At 69.9% G+C, this 14,734-nt stretch carries 17 protein-coding genes; 2 read left to right on the top strand and 15 right to left on the bottom strand.

What is annotated here, in order from left to right:
• Positions 1–174: 174 nt before the first annotated feature.
• The 4 genes from ACH4D5_RS15020 to ACH4D5_RS15005 all read right to left on the bottom strand — a co-directional run bounded on the left by ACH4D5_RS15020 (position 175) and on the right by ACH4D5_RS15005 (position 3,080).
• Positions 175–753: a Uma2 family endonuclease gene (locus tag ACH4D5_RS15020; RefSeq protein WP_398302195.1), complete on the bottom strand. Its 579-nt coding sequence runs from the start codon at positions 751–753 to the stop codon at positions 175–177.
• 50 nt (positions 754–803) lie between these two features.
• Positions 804–1,790 (bottom strand): hypothetical protein, encoded by a 987-nt coding sequence (locus tag ACH4D5_RS15015; protein WP_398302194.1) that lies wholly within the window; start codon positions 1,788–1,790, stop codon positions 804–806.
• A 304-nt stretch (positions 1,791–2,094) separates the two neighbouring features.
• On the bottom strand, positions 2,095–2,289 hold the full coding sequence (locus tag ACH4D5_RS15010) for a DUF397 domain-containing protein (RefSeq protein WP_398302192.1): 195 nt from the start codon (positions 2,287–2,289) through the stop codon (positions 2,095–2,097).
• Positions 2,286–3,080: a helix-turn-helix domain-containing protein gene (locus ACH4D5_RS15005; RefSeq protein ID WP_398302190.1), complete on the bottom strand. Its 795-nt coding sequence runs from the start codon at positions 3,078–3,080 to the stop codon at positions 2,286–2,288. Before ACH4D5_RS15005 ends, ACH4D5_RS15010 begins: the two co-directional genes overlap by 4 nt.
• An 84-nt stretch (positions 3,081–3,164) precedes the next feature.
• Here ACH4D5_RS15005 and ACH4D5_RS15000 point away from each other — a divergent pair, with 84 nt between their 5' ends.
• A complete protein-coding gene (locus tag ACH4D5_RS15000) occupies positions 3,165–3,572 on the top strand; it encodes a hypothetical protein (RefSeq protein ID WP_398302188.1) in 408 nt (135 codons plus the stop codon).
• On the opposite strand, the gene ACH4D5_RS14995 is transcribed toward ACH4D5_RS15000, so the two are convergent.
• From ACH4D5_RS14995 to ACH4D5_RS14965, 7 genes are all read right to left on the bottom strand, one after another.
• On the bottom strand, positions 3,553–6,135 hold the full coding sequence (locus ACH4D5_RS14995) for a tetratricopeptide repeat protein (RefSeq protein WP_398302186.1): 2,583 nt from the start codon (positions 6,133–6,135) through the stop codon (positions 3,553–3,555). The two genes, ACH4D5_RS15000 and ACH4D5_RS14995, sit on opposite strands and share 20 nt — an antisense overlap.
• A 12-nt stretch (positions 6,136–6,147) precedes the next feature.
• Positions 6,148–6,462, bottom strand: coding sequence for a trypco2 family protein (locus ACH4D5_RS14990; protein ID WP_398302185.1), 315 nt, complete (start codon positions 6,460–6,462; stop codon positions 6,148–6,150).
• A gap of 92 nt (positions 6,463–6,554) precedes the next feature.
• Entirely contained in the window at positions 6,555–6,887 is a 333-nt protein-coding gene (locus tag ACH4D5_RS14985; RefSeq protein ID WP_398302183.1) for a helix-turn-helix domain-containing protein, read from the bottom strand.
• Positions 6,887–7,048 (bottom strand): hypothetical protein, encoded by a 162-nt coding sequence (locus ACH4D5_RS14980; RefSeq protein WP_398302624.1) that lies wholly within the window; start codon positions 7,046–7,048, stop codon positions 6,887–6,889. The genes ACH4D5_RS14985 and ACH4D5_RS14980 overlap by 1 nt, the downstream gene beginning before the upstream one ends.
• A 52-nt stretch (positions 7,049–7,100) precedes the next feature.
• A complete protein-coding gene (locus tag ACH4D5_RS14975) occupies positions 7,101–7,766 on the bottom strand; it encodes a DUF5063 domain-containing protein (protein WP_398302180.1) in 666 nt (221 codons plus the stop codon).
• Complete coding sequence (recR, locus tag ACH4D5_RS14970) at positions 7,759–8,358, bottom strand: recombination mediator RecR (protein ID WP_164322503.1); 600 nt, start codon at positions 8,356–8,358, stop codon at positions 7,759–7,761. Before recR ends, ACH4D5_RS14975 begins: the two co-directional genes overlap by 8 nt.
• 69 nt (positions 8,359–8,427) lie before the next feature.
• On the bottom strand, positions 8,428–8,769 hold the full coding sequence (locus tag ACH4D5_RS14965; RefSeq protein WP_398302177.1) for a YbaB/EbfC family nucleoid-associated protein: 342 nt from the start codon (positions 8,767–8,769) through the stop codon (positions 8,428–8,430).
• A gap of 240 nt (positions 8,770–9,009) precedes the next feature.
• On the opposite strand from ACH4D5_RS14965, the gene ACH4D5_RS14960 reads away from it, so the two are divergent.
• Complete coding sequence (locus ACH4D5_RS14960; protein ID WP_398302175.1) at positions 9,010–9,819, top strand: SLATT domain-containing protein; 810 nt, start codon at positions 9,010–9,012, stop codon at positions 9,817–9,819.
• A 139-nt stretch (positions 9,820–9,958) separates the two neighbouring features.
• On the opposite strand, the gene ACH4D5_RS14955 is transcribed toward ACH4D5_RS14960, so the two are convergent.
• From ACH4D5_RS14955 to ACH4D5_RS14940, 4 genes are all read right to left on the bottom strand, one after another.
• Positions 9,959–10,630 (bottom strand): dihydrofolate reductase family protein, encoded by a 672-nt coding sequence (locus tag ACH4D5_RS14955; protein WP_398302174.1) that lies wholly within the window; start codon positions 10,628–10,630, stop codon positions 9,959–9,961.
• Positions 10,631–10,714: 84 nt separating this feature from the next.
• Positions 10,715–11,365 (bottom strand): hypothetical protein, encoded by a 651-nt coding sequence (locus ACH4D5_RS14950; RefSeq protein WP_398302172.1) that lies wholly within the window; start codon positions 11,363–11,365, stop codon positions 10,715–10,717.
• A 189-nt stretch (positions 11,366–11,554) separates the two neighbouring features.
• Complete coding sequence (locus tag ACH4D5_RS14945; protein WP_398302169.1) at positions 11,555–13,963, bottom strand: dolichyl-phosphate beta-glucosyltransferase; 2,409 nt, start codon at positions 13,961–13,963, stop codon at positions 11,555–11,557.
• Complete coding sequence (locus ACH4D5_RS14940; protein ID WP_398302167.1) at positions 13,960–14,655, bottom strand: GntR family transcriptional regulator; 696 nt, start codon at positions 14,653–14,655, stop codon at positions 13,960–13,962. The genes ACH4D5_RS14945 and ACH4D5_RS14940 overlap by 4 nt, the downstream gene beginning before the upstream one ends.
• Positions 14,656–14,734 lie beyond the last annotated feature (79 nt).

Genomic DNA, 14,734 nt, shown 5'->3' with positions numbered 1-14,734 from the left:
CGCTGATATCACATCGTGAGATGTCCCGCTCACAAGTTGATCACCGCAGGCGTACGTTCCCGCTCTTCGGGGCGTACGTTCCGACCGCTCGGCTTGGCACATGCCCGGTTCGGAGCACTGCACTCCGGAAAGTGGGGCGCGTCACAGGGTCTGGCAGAGCCTGGCCGGGGGGCCTCAGTCGGCGTACTCCTTGAGCTTGGCCGTGTCCAGGGTGATACCGACGGGTTCGGGGAGCTCGACGGCGTCGCCGAACGCCCGCCGGACGAGGGAGCGGTACCTCCCGGCCTCCGGATCCGCGTACACCCGGACCTCACCCGCGTCGCGGTCGACGAGGAGATACACCGGGATGCCGGAGGCGGCATACCCGTCGGGCTTCTCGACGCGGTCGCGCCGGTCGGCGTCCTGGTCGTAGGAAGTGACCTCCACGGTCATCAGCACGCCGGCCGGCTCGGCCCACTGTCCCTGGCCCACGAAGTTCTCGTCCGGCGCGAGCACGCCGTCCGGGCGGGCCCGGCCCCTCCGGTAGCCCTCGACCTTGAGGCCCTGCTCGGGGAAGAGGGAAAGCTCGGGCCGCTGCTGCATGCAGTGCTTGATCAGCCACATGACGATCTGGCCGTGGGAACCATCCGGCACCGGCTTGACCTGGACCTTTCCATTGATGAACTCCAGCCGCACCGTCTCGGGCGCACGGCTGGCCAGCTCCTCGAAGTCCTCGACGGACATCTGGGGCCGGTCGGTGGTCCTGGGGGTCATGGCGTCGCCTCCTTGACTCCATGGTGCCCGGACCGGCACGTCCTGCACGCTCATACGTCGCCCCGGGGCGACGGCAGCCCGGCGGCGCGACGCAGCTCCGCGACCCGCTCGGTCACGTCCACCACGTCGTCGTATCCCGCCGGGCGCGGGCGCGGCGGGCGCGGCGCGCTCGACGGGATCGACGGGCTCGACGGGCTCGACGGCCGTGCGAGGAACGTGTCCGGGATGTACCCGGACCGTTCCTCCTGGGGGCAGCAGTCCGTGCAGATCCCGTCGACCAGCTCGACAGAGGTCTCGGGCTCCTCGCAGAACGGGCAGATCATGACAGCGCGGGTGACGCGGGCGCGTGCCTTGGCGGGGGCCTGACGCTTGGGGGGCATCTTGTTCTCCAGTCGGTTGCGGGCAAGACCGCCCGGGTTGGTGACGGTGGGCGGCAGCCCTTCGGTGAGGGCGCGTGTGATGTCGGACGGGGTCGCGCCTCGTTCCAGCCACTCGACCGCGCGGGGCGCGAGCTGCGTGCATTCCGCCTCGGAGAGGGCCATGCGGCGGTCGGCGGCCCGGAGTTGGGCGAGGGTACGGTGCGCTGCGCTGGGCGCGGGGGTGGGATTCGTGGCCACCTCCGGCTCCGGCTCCGGCTCCGGCTCGGACACCCTTGCCAGGCCCGGCTGGTAGGCGTCGGTGACGTCCCGCCCGTGCCGGGTGCGCACGAACTCGGCCCACCACTTACGGGACTTGGGCTCCCGTGACCAGTACGTCCTGGTCACCCACCGCATCGAGTTGTCCTCGACGGTGATGTGTTCCTTGACCCAGCGCAGATGGCCGGCCTCGGTGAGGCGCCTGAGGGAGGTACGGGTGGCCTGCTGGCCGTAGCGGGGGTGTTCGGCGGCGATGACCTTGTGCCCCATCGCCGCCCCGTCGGGCAGGTGATCGACGAACACCGCGAATTCCGCGTCGCGGGGGCCCAAGTGTGCGAAGTCGGGCTCGGTGTCCGGTTCCGCGTCACCCGCGAGGCGTTTCCCGTACCCCGATTTGGCCATCGGGTGGGACGGGGAGGGGAGGACCGGATTAAGGTGAGTGGTAGCCACGATCGGCTGCTTTCGAGAGTAGGGCTTAGGAATCGAAGGCACTCGACACGTCGAGCTAGGCCTCGGACCCGGTGTTGGCGCACCGGCCGAGGCCGTCCTTTTGCCGCGAACCTAGATCGCCTTCACGCTCCGGCGCAAGCCGACTACGGAACGTCACTCTTGAGGGTGACGGAACCCTCAACTCCCCTTTTGGCCCGGTTGGTTGGGTTCATTTCATCGGTGAACCAGACCCAGGAAAGAGCTCGGGTCCCGGGGCTCAAGCCCCGGGCTGAACTGCGGCGATAAGGGCCGTCCAGGCGGGGGCGGAGAGGGTCAGCTCACGGCTGGCGGGGCTTTTTGAGTCCCGGACGTGGACGGCCACGGGCGTGCTCGTGCTCAGGGCGACTTCAAGGCAGGCGTCCCCTTCGGGGCCGCTGTAGCTCGACTTGAACCATTCCAGCTCGTCGCTCACAGCTCGTCCACCATCTGCTCGATGAAGCGCACCGACCCCTCAGTGCCGAGGGACTCCGCGCGGATCACGCTAAGCCGCTCTGTGTACGAACTCACCACCTCGACGTCAGAAGTGAGCTGGCTCACGGATGAGCCATCCGCGTAGGCGAAGCGCTCGCGGTCCTGGGTTTCGAGCAGAACCATCTGCCCCATGAGCGCGGAGGACACAGCCCGCGCATAGGGCAGGACCTGAATGGAGACGTTGTTGCGGCGCCCCACTTCCAGCAGGTGCAGCAGCTGGTCCTTGTCCACGTGTGGTCCGCGCAGCGCCGGCTCGTACAGAGCGAAGCTGAACGCCGTCATCGGCTTCCGGTGCAGAAGTTCCGTGCGCTCCAACCGGCCCGCGACCCGCTCCTCGATGGTCTCGTCGTCCAACGGTGGCACGAAGGAGCTGATGAGCCTCCGGGCGTACGCCTCGGTCTGCAACAGCCCGGGGATCAGTACCACCTCGTACCACCACAAGCTCACTGCTCGCTGCTCGTACTCCATGAAGTCCTGGGCTCGCGGCGGGAACTTCTCCGCCTTCACGTAGTCCTTGGCCGCGCGCAACAGCCCGTCCGCCCCACACATCCCATCGGCCACATCCAATACCCGGGCGGTCGGCATACGAACACCCTGCTCCATCGCCTTGATGGTGTCCGGCGCGTAATTCGCGGCGGCGCCCAACTCCTCCCGCGTGACGTTCGCCTTCATCCGCCACCGCTTCAGCTGGTTCCCGCTGTACCGCCACGTCGGGTTGTACTGAACGGACACAGTGACCACCTCCGACGGATACAGCCGGGCGTGTATCCCCTGAGTCACTACCGAGCGTAGCCCCGCACTACGCACCCTGTGACCATGACGAACGCAATTCACTGGCCCGAGTGGGTCCCGGTGGCGGGCCACCAACTCCGGGTGTCGGGCGTGCACTTCGACACGCTCCGGATTCAGGGCGTACGAGGGGAACAGGTCGCCGCACGACTGGTAGCCGAGGCGGACGGGGACGCCGGCCCCGTCATCTGCGAGGCGACGGGGTTCCGGTGGATGTACTTCCTGGTGGCCCCGGGCACCGCCAAGGACCACACCTGGCCGCTCGGCGTACAACGCTTCGGCACCCCGCGCACGGTGACGTACATCGGCGTCCCGGCACTGGCCGGCAACACCTGGCCCCTGCTCTGGTACTCGGAGCCGACACCGACAGCGCCGTACGTGGCCCCGGCTCACCTACTGGCAGTCCTGGACCTGGTCAGTCCGTCGGCTTCCTGAACTTCCAGTTCCTCGCCCGTAGAGCATTCAAGTTTCCAGCAACAGCCTTGGTCGTTGGGTGCTCCGCCCCCAGCATCCGGTGACAGCCCGCCAACGTTTCCTCAAGCATCTCCATCGAACGGCGCACCTGGCCCGATGCCTTGTACGCGCCCGCCAGGTTGTTCCGCGTCACCAAGGTGTGCGGGTGATCCACACCCAACACCCGTGACTGCGTATCCACCGTCTCCACATACAACGAAATCGCACGCCCCACGTCGCCCGCCGACTGATACGCGCCCGCCAGGTTGTTCCGCGTCGCCAAGGTGTGCGAGTGATCTGGACCCAACACTCGTAGCCGAAGAGTCAACACCTCTTCAAACAAGGTGATCGCGCGCACCACATCCCCCAACTCTCGATGGCAATGAGCTAGGTTGTCGCGCGATGTCAGCGTATTCGGGTGGTCCGCTCCCAGCGCCAACAATCGATCTGCCAACACCTGTTCGTACAAGGGGACAGCACGCCCCAGATCGCCTGCCGAGTCATATGCACCTGCCAGGTTATTCCGTGAAATCAGCGTTGACGGATGATTCGCGCCCAGAACCCGCAGCGTTGCTGCGACGGCGCGGTGGTGAAACTCGATGGCCTTGAGAACTCCGCCTTGCCCTTTGAGGTACAACCCGACCTCGTTGAGGACAAAGGCAGTGTCCGCTGTGTCATCAGCGGGATCCCCTGCCTCCAACAGGGCCTCGGCGTGCGGCAAGAGGTTCCTCCACGTCGGCCATCCAGCCACATTGTCCACAGGATCGTCCGGGAGTACGTCGCACAGCCAAGCCGCAGCACGATCACGAGCCTCCGTGATCAGAAGTTCGGTGCGGTGAGGGTCGTCCTCCGATGGCGTGCGGGCCACTGTCTGGACGAGGCGGTGGACGCCGAGCGTCGAGCTGTCGAGGGTGATCATGCTGTAGTTGGCCAGAAGGGACAGGAGTCCGGCCAGGTCGACGAGGTTTTCGGCGAGTGGGGCGAACAGGTATCGGGGAATGCTCGTCGGGGCATACCAAGCCGCCACGCGCAGGAGGGCGACGGCGCGTGGGTCACGCTCATGGAGAGCGTCCAGCGTAATTCGCCAGATACGGGCCATCGTCCGCGTCGGGTCCGAACCCTGTGGCGCGGCGTCTGTGGTGTTCCGCGTGTACTCGCGGAACATCGCTCGGTAGTCCGCGATCGTGATCGTCGTCTGCGCGATAAAAGCTCCCGCTTGCTCCAAGGCAAGGGGGAGATGACCGAGCTCTTCGGCCAAGGCACGGGCCTCCACCTCGTCGCCACCATCTGTCAGACGTGCGAGCAGGTTCAATGAGGCTTCGGCGTCCAAAACAGCGAGTGGAATCGGCTCACCCGGCCAGCCTCCCTTGCAACGACTGGTGATCAACTGACGGCCGGAGCCCCGGAGCTGTCCCGTAACCGCCCGGACGTCCTCCGGCCTCTCCGCGTTGTCGAAGACCAGGAGCCAGCCCGGGTGGGTCTGCAGCCATCCGATGGCCCAGGAAGCTGCCTGCGCCGTGGCGAGGGTGGGGGCGCGGTCACCCCGGAGACGTGTGGCGAGCGCCGCCAGGCTCGCGTCGATCAGGTCGGGCGTGTCCGCGCGGAGCCACCACACCAGCCGGTACGCGTGCCGGTTGGCGTGGGCGTAGTGCAGCGCCAGCGTCGTCTTTCCGACGCCGCCGAGGCCGTGCAGGGTCTGGGTGATCGTCTGGGAGCCCTCGGACAGGGCGCGGCCGAGCGTGGCGAGTGCCTCTTCGCGGCCGACGAAGAACCGTGACGGCAGGTCGGGAAGGTTGTGCATCCCCCGGAGCACCTCGATGTCGTACGCCGTGCGCGGCACGTCCGCGTCGGCGTCCGTCGCCGTGACGTCCTCCAGGACCAGGTCACCGCCCGCCGCCTTCACGACCATCGCGAAGCCGGGCCGCGCGGCGAGCGATGCCACGGAGACCGCCGTGAGCTGGTCCCCCTCGTAGTCCCGTGCGCGGTCGGTCGTGACGACGCCGATGAGCCGGCCGCGTGCGAACAGTGCCGCGCCGGAGGCTCCCGACCAGCGCGACTTCTCGTCCGGTTCCGGCTTGCTGGGGGTGGCGACCCGGTCGACGTGCGCGGTGATCACGTCGCCGCCCGACTTCAGGCCGGTCAGGGTCTCGACGTGGCCCCGGATCTCCTTCGTGTCCCGGACGCCGTCCCGCACTTCGGAACGCGGGAAGCCGACGGCCAGGCAGCCGAGTCGGCTCTCGGTGACGGCCGCATCGATGCGGCCCCACCGCAGGGGGGCGGCACCGGACGGCAGCGGCGCCCAGGACGCGCCCGTCACGCGGATCAGTGCCGCGTCCGGCTGCGGGTCCGGCGCGGGCTCAGGCCAGAGCAGTTCGGCTTCGGTCCACTGCTCGTGCCCGTCCGGGTCGAGTCGGCGGACCTCCAGTCCCCCGGCACCCCGGACGTTGTGCAGCGCCGTGAGGACGATCCGGTCCGCGACCAGATAACCCGTGCCCACCCTGCCTTCGCCCGGGTTCCAGATTTCCACGACCCGTCGTACGTCCATGACGTGGCCGCCCTACCGGGGCCGCTCCCCCACGTCGTCGCCGACCCGCGCGTCCTCCCCCGTCTCCGCGTCGACCGGCTGCAACGTCACCTTGAGCCGGTTCACCGTGCCCTTGGACCGCGCCGCCTTCGCTTCGGCCCCGAAGGGGAGGACGAGAACCTTCGCTCGGGCCTCGCCGTCCTTGCGCACGTCGACGGTGAACTCCAACTCGACGTGCCCCGTACGGAATTGGAGGCCCTGCCCCCGCCCCTCCTCGGCCGCCCGCCCCAACTCGGCCCGCACCGCCCCGATCGCCTCGGCCAGCCCCACCCACGCTTCGTCCGCCATGGAGCGGCCCCCTCCCGTCCAGAGATCCCGACGTGGGGCAGCGTATCGCCAGAGCACACCAAAACGCCCTGCAGTAGACGAAGTTGAGCACCTTACGCGGCGCCGACCGTCCGATCCCTGTACTCGATCGACACCGTGATCCTCGCGCCGAGCGCCGCCGCGTACGTCCGCATGGTTTCCAGGTTGTGGATCTCGCCCCGCTCGACCTGCGAAACCCGCGCCTGGGAGATTCCGACCGCCTTGGCGACGTCCGCCTGGGTCAGGTTCTGTTCCTCGCGGATCTCCCGCAGGTGGTGTCCGAGGACGTACGCCTGGGTGGCGGTGCGCGCCGTCTGCTTGCGGCGCTCCCACTCGGCGTCGGACACGTCGGGGGCGCTCTCGCGCATCCGGCGCTTCACCTCTGCCCAGCTGCTGTGCTCACCCATCAGGCGCCTCCACCCTTTCCTGCTCCGTGCCGCGCCGCCAGGTACTCGTGGTCGAAGACGAAGAGGATGCGGACCTCCGTCCGGCCCGAGCTACCCGGTCGCAGTTCCTTGAGGTTGTGCGTCCGGCAGACCGTGAGCCGGTCGACGAGCGGGCGCCCCAGAGAGGGGCCGTGCTCCGCCAGCGCAGGAGCCAGGGCCGGGCAGGGGCGGGGGTTACTTCACCGTCCTGAGGCCCAGTGGTCCCGCGATCTCCTCTGCCATTACCTTGCCCGCTTCCTCCTCCAGGCCTTCTGCTGCCAGGTCCTCGTCCGTGTCCAGGCCGTCGAGGTCTTCCAGGGGCTGGTTCAGGCGGACGTGGGCGACCAGGGACTGGAGGGCTCGGAGGGCGCCGGAGGCTGTGGAGCCCCAGTTCGAGAAGTAGGAGAACTGCCACCACCACAGGGCCTCCGTGGTGCGGCCCGCGCGGTAGTGGGCCAGGCCGTGGGAGAGGTCCGCGACCACGTCGGCCAGGTCGTCCGAGATGCGGCAGGGGACCGGGGCCTTGCGGGGCTCGTACGGGTCGAAGACCTCGGAGTAGACGTCGATCGGGTCCAAGAGGAGGGCCAGGCGTTCGCGGAGGTCGTCGACGTCCTGTTCCGGGCCGAGGTCCGGCTCGTACCGCTCCTCGGGGACGATGTCCTCGTGGGCGCCCAGGCGGCCGCCGGCCAGGAGGAGCTGGGAGACCTCCAGGAGGAGGAAGGGCACGGCCGAGTCCGGCTCGTCGCCCTTCGCCACCTCGCGGACCGAGACGATGAAGCTCTCGATCTGGTCGGAGATCTGAACCGCGAAGTCGTCCGGGTTCTGGTTCTGGGCAGTCGCGTGCAGCGTGGCGTCAGACATCTAGGAGTCGTCTCCCCTCGAAGGCGCGGCCCAGGGTGACCTCGTCCGCGTATTCCAGATCTCCCCCGACAGGGAGTCCGCTGGCCAGGCGGGTGACCTTCAGGCCCATGGGCTTGATCATGCGCGCGAGGTACGTCGCCGTCGCCTCGCCCTCCAGGTTCGGGTCCGTCGCCAGGATCAGCTCCGTGACCGTGCCGTCGGCCAGGCGCGCGAGGAGTTCTCGTATGCGCAGGTCGTCCGGGCCCACGCCCTCGATCGGGCTGATCGCGCCGCCCAGGACGTGGTAGCGACCACGGAATTCCCGCGTCCGCTCGATCGCGACCACGTCCTTCGGCTCCTCGACCACGCAGATGACGGAGGGGTCCCGGCGGGGGTCTCTGCAGATGTTGCAGAGCTCTTCCTGCGCGACGTTCCCGCAGGTCGCGCAGAAGCGGACCTTGTCCTTGACCTCTAGGAGCGCGTGCGCCAGGCGGCGCACGTCCGTGGGCTCCGTCTGGAGGATGTGGAAGGCGATCCGCTGCGCGCTCTTGGGACCGACGCCGGGCAGCCTGCCCAACTCGTCGATGAGGTCCTGAACCACGCCTTCGTACACGGAACGCCTTTCCTGTAGTGCTGCCGAGGGTGTCTGCCTTCTACGTACGGTAGTTGGCCGGGGGGTTTCTTAGAAGGGAAGGCCCGGGATGCCGCCGCCGCCCAGGCCCTGGGCCAGGGGGCCGAGCTTCTCCTGCTGCAGCGCCTGCGCGTTCTCGTTGGCCGCCTGGACCGCCGCGACGACCAGGTCCGCCAGGGTCTCCGTGTCCTCGGGGTCGACCGCCTTCGGGTCGATCACCAGGCCGCGCAGCTCGCCGGAGCCGGTCACCGTCGCCTTGACGAGGCCGCCGCCCGCCTGGCCGTCCACCTCCGTGCGTGCCAGTTCCTCCTGCGCCGCCGCGAGGTCCTGCTGCATCTTCTGGGCCTGCTGGAGCAGCTGCTGCATGTTGGGCTGGCCACCACCGGGGATCACGATCAGCTCCGTTTCGTACGGTCCGTGGGTACGGGTCCATCTGGCGGGGTTTCCGCCTGGAACGAGCCTACGTGGTCGGCGGGCGCGTCGCTCCAGCACTCTTTCGAGTGAGATCAGCCGTCTTCCTATACCTGATCAAGCACCTCTTCCGGGCGGAAAAGCCGTGAATCCGGGCTCATGGCCACCCATTGGGCGGTAGGACTTAGTGTCGATACGCGCGATCTCGTAGAGGAGTGCCGGGTGAGCCAGCCGGAGATGCAGCCCGAGGGGATGCCCCCTGAGGGGGTGCCCCCCGATGGGCAGGGTTCGGGGGCGGGCGCCTCTCCGGGACCGGGGGCGGGGCCTGGTGCGAGGCCGGGGGCGGGGGCGGGTGCGCGGTTCGGGGATCTGACCGGGCGGGCCTTTCCCCTCGGCGACTGGGGTGAGCCCGCCGCGCACCTCGACGAGCTGTACCGGTGGGTGGAGCGCGGTGCCCTCGACACCGCCGAGTGGTATCTCGCCGACCGCGGTCGCAAGCGCCGCGCGGCCCGGCTGCTGCGGATGGGCGCCGCGCTGGGCGCCGTGGGCGCCGGCGTGCTGCCGCTGCTCGATCTGGCCGCGGTGGCCGGGCCCGAGGCCTCCTGGGGGTTCGTGTCGCTGCTCGCCGGGGTGGCGTGCGTGGGATGCGACCGGTTCTTCGGGCTCACGTCAGGGTGGATGCGGGACGTGGCGACCGCGCAGGCCGTGCAGCGGCGGTTGCAGGTGCTGCAGTTCGACTGGGCGTCGGAGAGTGTGCGGGAGGTGCTCGGGCCCACCGAGGGCACCGCCGGGGAAGCGGCCGAGCGGTGCCTCGGGGTGCTGCGCAGGTTCTCCGACGACGTGACGGAGCTGGTGCGGGCGGAGACCTCGGACTGGATGGTGGAGTTCCGGGCCGGGCCCGTGCCGCTGGCCATGCAGGCGATGACCCCGGGCGGCCCGCCCCGGGAGGCCCCCGCCTACCCCGGACGGTTCCCGCTGCCACCCGGGGCCCGGCCGAACATGCCCCGCCAACGCCCACCGGAGCCGCGCTGAGCCGCCGGGCAGGGCGGTGGGCGGTACGTGCTGGCAGGACGGCGGTCGTACGCCCGGGCAGGACGGCCGGTCGGTACGTCCAGGTAGGACGCCAGCAGGGCGCCCGGGCAGTACGTCCGGCAGCAGTCCGGCGGTCAGGTCACCTGCGCCAGAACACGTGGTGGGTCACGCCGCTTGGGCTTGGGACGATGTCCAGGTGGTAGCGGTCGAGGAGGTCGTCGGGGGAGTCCCAGAGGCGGACGCCGGAGCCCAGCTTTATCGGGGTGACCACCACGTGCAGCGTGTCGATCAGGCCGGCTGCCAGGAACTGGCGGATGACCGTGGCGCCGCCGCCGAGCCGCACGTCCTTGCCCTCGGCCGCCTCCCGGGCCCGCTCCAGGACCGCGGCGGGGTCGCCGCCGACGAAGTGGAACGTGGTGTCGGAGAGCGTGAACGACGGGCGCTCGTGGTGCGTCATCACGAAGACCGGCGTGTGGAACGGCGGCTCCTCGCCCCACCAGCCGCGCCACTCGTGGTCCTGCCAGGGCCCGCGCTGCGGCCCGAACTTGTTGCGGCCCATGATCTCGGCGCCGATGTTGTGGGAGAAGTCCCGCGTGAAGTAGTCGTCGAGACCGCGGCTCCCGCCCGCGTCCTTGCGGTTCGGCCAGCTCGCCGTCGCGCCCGCCCAGGTCATCAGCTCCCGGGGGTCCGCGTGGCCGAAGGGCCGCTCCAGGCTCTGGCCCTCACCGGCACCGAACCCGTCCTGCGAAACAGTGAAGTTCTGCACCTTCAGTAGCTGACTCGGCTGACTCGGCTGACTCGGCTGACTCACGTGGCTCCTCCTGTTGCTGCCTCTGGCAGTCGGTCGTGTACGACAGTCAGATCGGTAGACCGGGCGAGACGCGGAAAGTCATCGCTAGCTGTAGATGATCATTGAGCCCTGCGCCAGGCTGCGGGTCGCCGCCGCGTGCAGGCCCAGCCAGACGTGGCGTTCCCGCGCGAAGGGGCTCGCGTCCGGTGGTGGCGGAGCCGCCGGTTCCTCCAGGGAGGTCGGGGCCGCGGGCGGGGCCGGGGGCAAGGGTGGGTTGGCGGGGTCTATGCCGATCGAGGGGGCCACGTACTCCAGCTCGCGCAGGAGCGCCTGGGAGGAGCCGAGGGGGCCGCCGCCCGCGAGCAGCTCGTCGTTCGAGAGCGGGGCCGGGAAGTCCACGGGGACGTACGCGCCCGCGTGGTCGTAGTGCCAGACCAGGTGCGACTGCTGGGCCGTGGCATCGAACATCTCCAGGAGCTGTTCGTAGTCACCGCCGAGCGCGTCCACCGGCGTGACCTCCAGGCCGCAGATCTGGAGGAGGTACGCGCGGCGCAGGAAATGCAGTGCGTCGTAGTCGAAGCCCGCGACCGGGGCCACGTCGCCCGACAGGCCGGGCATGTAGGCGAAGACGGGGACGGGCGGCAGTCCCGCCTCGTGCAGCGCCTTGTCGTAGACGGCGAGCTCTTCCGCGAAGGGATTGTCGGCGCTGTGGCACAGCACGTCGACGAGCGGGACCAGCCACAGGTCGCAGGCCAAGAAGGACTCCTCGGGTCAGGTCGGGCGACGGACGGTACGAGTGAGCTTTACGAGTCAGCAGCTTTACGAGTGAGCTTTCGTTTGCGGAGTGTTGCTTCTCGTGCAGGCAGGTGCGGAGTGTTGCTTCTCGTGCGGGCAGTTGCGCAGCGCTGCTTCGCGTGCAGGCAGCGTAGTCGGGCCTCTGGTCCTCTAGCTGCCCTGGTGCAGGTCCCATATCCATACGCCGCCCACCCACTTTCCGTGACGGCCGACGAGCGCGTCCACGGTCGTGCGCAGTTCCGTGTCGTTCTCCTGCGGCGCCAGGACCAGGACGCCCGCGTTCCAGAACGTCAGGTCCCTGCGGACCGCCTCGCGCCAGGCGGACGTGATCTTGGGGATGCGGCCCGTGGAGCGGACGTGTCCCAGCAGGTTCGACGTGTTCGTGGGGGTGGGGCCGTAGATGCCGACGCGGTCGGGGCCCCAGGGGCCGTTGAAGTAGCCGCCCGGGATGCGGAAGCCCAGGTCGGCGGTGGTCTGCCAGTGCAGGCCCTCCGCGTTGCCCGGGTCGGGGACCGGCACCGGGACGAGACTCTCGCCGTCGCCCAGGTACGTGCGCCAGGTGCCCTGCGCGATGAACGGCGGCACGTCGGTCCGGTCCACGGCCTTCAGCGGCGCGGGCACGATCGGCAGCAGCGCGACGGCGACGGCCGCGAGACCCGCGTACCGGTGCATGCGCCGGGGGGCGGACAGCAGGCCGGCGAGCGCCAGCGCGAGCAGCATGCCGAGCGCCGGGGCGCACACCATCGCCACGCGCGACTCGATGACGGACTCGAAGAGGGGCAGGTCGGAGAGTGCCGCCCACGGGCCGGGCAGGACGGTGTCCGTCAGCGGAATGCGGAACTTCGGTCCGAGCGAGAGCAGCGCGGCGCCGACCACGGTGAACGCGAGCGCCTTGACCACCGTGCGCTCCCAGAGGCGTACGACGATCGCGAAGGCCAGCGCGGCGAGCGGCCAGCCGAAGAAGGCGTTCTCCTCGGTGGGGTTCATGGCGAGGTGGTCGGCGGTCGCGTCGCTGCCCGCGAGGGAGCGCTCGGCGAAGGAGAGGAACGCGAGCGGGCTGTTGCCCGCGTTGTCGCCGTGCAGCACGCTCTTGTAGCTCTGCGGCCCGAAGAACTGCCAGTACAGGGGGAAGGCGACCAGCGGGATCGTCACCGCGAGGGCGATCGCGAGGCCGCGCGCGAGCGGGCGCCAGGCCTCCCTCGCCACGTCTCTGCGTACGGCCGCGTACGCGAGGGCGAAGAGCAGCATGCCGAGCGCGGCGAGGAGGAGCGGTTCCTCGCCGAGGAAGATCTGGTACGTCGTGAAGAGGCCGAGGACGACCCCGTCGCGTACGACCCGGGTGCCCTCGCAGAGCCGCAGCGCCCGCTCGATGATCAGCGGGATCATGAACAGGACGATGAAGTTCGGGTGGGCGTTGGCGTGGCTGACCATCGGGGGCGCGAAGGCGGCGAGGACCGCGCCGGTGGCGGCGGCGCCCCGGTGCGGGACGAGACGCTTGCGGATCAGCCGATACCAGGTGAGGGCGGTGGCGGCGAGGCCGCCGGTCATCGCCACGTTCAGGGCGACCGCAGGGCCGAGGAGCCAGGTCAGGGGGGCGAGCGGGACGGAGAGGCCGAGCATGACCGTGTTGGCCATGAGGTTCACGCCGTCCGGGACGTTCTGGAGGGTGGTGAACAGGGGGTTGTTCAGGTGGCGGACGTTGTCCGCCGTCACCGCGAAGAACCACTCCCACTGGTTCTGGTCCTGCATGGAGTCGGGGAAGTAGCGGTGGGCCGGGTCCGTCCAGCGTCCCGAGAAGAGGGTGAAGGACAGGGCCAGGAAGAGGAGGGGGATCAGGACGTCCGCCCGGCGGACCGCGCGGGCCTTGAGGAGGGTCAGCTCGGCGAGGACCTTCACGTAGTCGAGCGGCCGGACCTTCGAGCCCTCCTGGTGGGACCAGCGCACGGGCACCTCGGCGACGGGCCAGCCGGCCCGCCGGAAGTACTGCAGTATCTCGACGTCGATGCCCCAGCCGTGCAGCCTGGACGCGGCGAACGCCTCACGGGCCCGGTCGCCGTCGAAGAGCTTGAAGCCGCACTGGGTGTCGCGGATTCCGGGGACGGCGACCGTGCGTATGAGGAAGTTGCCGGTCCGGCCGAGGAGCTCGCGCAGCCGGTGCTGGTGGGCGCCGATGGTCGCGCCGGGGCGGGCGCGGGAGCCGATCGCGGCCGCGTTGCCGTCGGCGAGCGCCTTGTCGAGGTGGTCGAGCTCCTCGATGGGCGCGGCGAGGTCGGCGTCGGTGACCAGGACGCGACGGCCGTACGAGGCGAGGACGCCGAGGCGCAGTGCGTGGCCCTTGCCGCGGTTGCGGTCGCCGCGGACGAGCTGGACGCGGGGGTCGTCGGCGGCCGCGGCCTCGGCGATCTCCGCGGTGCGGTCGGTCGAGCCGTCGTCGACGACGATCAGCTCCCACCCGCCCCGGCACGTCAGGTCGAGGTGGTCGCGGAGCGCGGCCAGCGTGGGGCCCAGGCGCCGCTCCTCGTTGTACGCGGGAACGACGACTGTCAGGTCCACGCTCATGCAGCGGCCAGCCGCTCGATGAGGGACAGGGAGTGCGCGTTGTACTCGACGACGATCCCGTGGGCGGCCGCCGGGTCGTGGTGCACCAGCGCGTCGACGAGCTCGGTGTGCCGGGACCAGAGCAGGCCGCGCAGGTCGCCGCCGTTGAGGTCGCTCCAGCGCCGCAGGTGGGTGACGGCGCAGACCCAGGACTTCACGCGCAGGCGGTGCAGGAACTCGGAGAGGTAGGGGTTGCCGAAGAGGGCGCTGAGCTCGCGCCAGAAGCGCAGGTCGTAGCCGATCAGGACGGTGAGGTCGCCGGCGCAGGCCGCGCGGGCCGCCTCCTCGCCGCGGCGGCGCACGGAGAGGAGGGCGTCGCCGACGTCGCGGCGGGCGCCGTGCTCCGTGAGGTCGCGGAAGATGCCGTCGGCGACGAGGCCGCGGGCCTCCAGCATGCCGCGGTAGTCGTCCAGGGTGTGCTCGTGGACGCGGAAGCCGCGGTGCTGGTCGGCATCGAGGAGGCCCTGCGCGGTGAGGTTGACCAGGGCTTCGCGGACGGGGGTCGCGGAGACGCCGTACTGCTCGGCGATCTCCTTGACCGTGAACTCCTGGCCCGGCTCGAGCCTGCCGGCCAGGACCTCGTCGCGGAGGGCGTCGGCGATCTGCTGGCGCAGAGTGCTGCGGATGACGGCGGGGCCGTCGGTGCCGGGCATCTGTTTTCCCCCGCGGAGTCTGGGTGCGTGGTCGCGTGTGTGTTCCCTTACGAGCACGCCAGACTACGCGGTCGGGGTT

The organism is Streptomyces sp. NPDC018029 (assembly GCF_044327655.1).
Lineage (GTDB): Bacteria > Actinomycetota > Actinomycetes > Streptomycetales > Streptomycetaceae > Streptomyces.
Note: the sequence above shows the minus strand (reverse complement) of the source record. Positions and strands in the feature narration are given on the sequence as shown.

Bases quoted from the DNA above. Each gene is read 5' to 3' on its own strand.
- ACH4D5_RS15000 (WP_398302188.1), top strand. From the start codon at position 3,165: ATGACGAACGCAATTCACTGGCCCGAGTGGGTCCCGGTGGCGGGCCAC.
- ACH4D5_RS14985 (WP_398302183.1), bottom strand. From the start codon at position 6,887: ATGGGTGAGCACAGCAGCTGGGCAGAGGTGAAGCGCCGGATGCGCGAG.
- ACH4D5_RS14990 (WP_398302185.1), bottom strand. From the start codon at position 6,462: ATGGCGGACGAAGCGTGGGTGGGGCTGGCCGAGGCGATCGGGGCGGTG.
- ACH4D5_RS14940 (WP_398302167.1), bottom strand. From the start codon at position 14,655: ATGCCCGGCACCGACGGCCCCGCCGTCATCCGCAGCACTCTGCGCCAG.
- ACH4D5_RS14975 (WP_398302180.1), bottom strand. From the start codon at position 7,766: ATGTCTGACGCCACGCTGCACGCGACTGCCCAGAACCAGAACCCGGAC.
- ACH4D5_RS14995 (WP_398302186.1), bottom strand. From the start codon at position 6,135: ATGGACGTACGACGGGTCGTGGAAATCTGGAACCCGGGCGAAGGCAGG.
- ACH4D5_RS14945 (WP_398302169.1), bottom strand. From the start codon at position 13,963: ATGAGCGTGGACCTGACAGTCGTCGTTCCCGCGTACAACGAGGAGCGG.
- ACH4D5_RS15020 (WP_398302195.1), bottom strand. From the start codon at position 753: ATGACCCCCAGGACCACCGACCGGCCCCAGATGTCCGTCGAGGACTTC.
- ACH4D5_RS15015 (WP_398302194.1), bottom strand. From the start codon at position 1,790: ATGGCCAAATCGGGGTACGGGAAACGCCTCGCGGGTGACGCGGAACCG.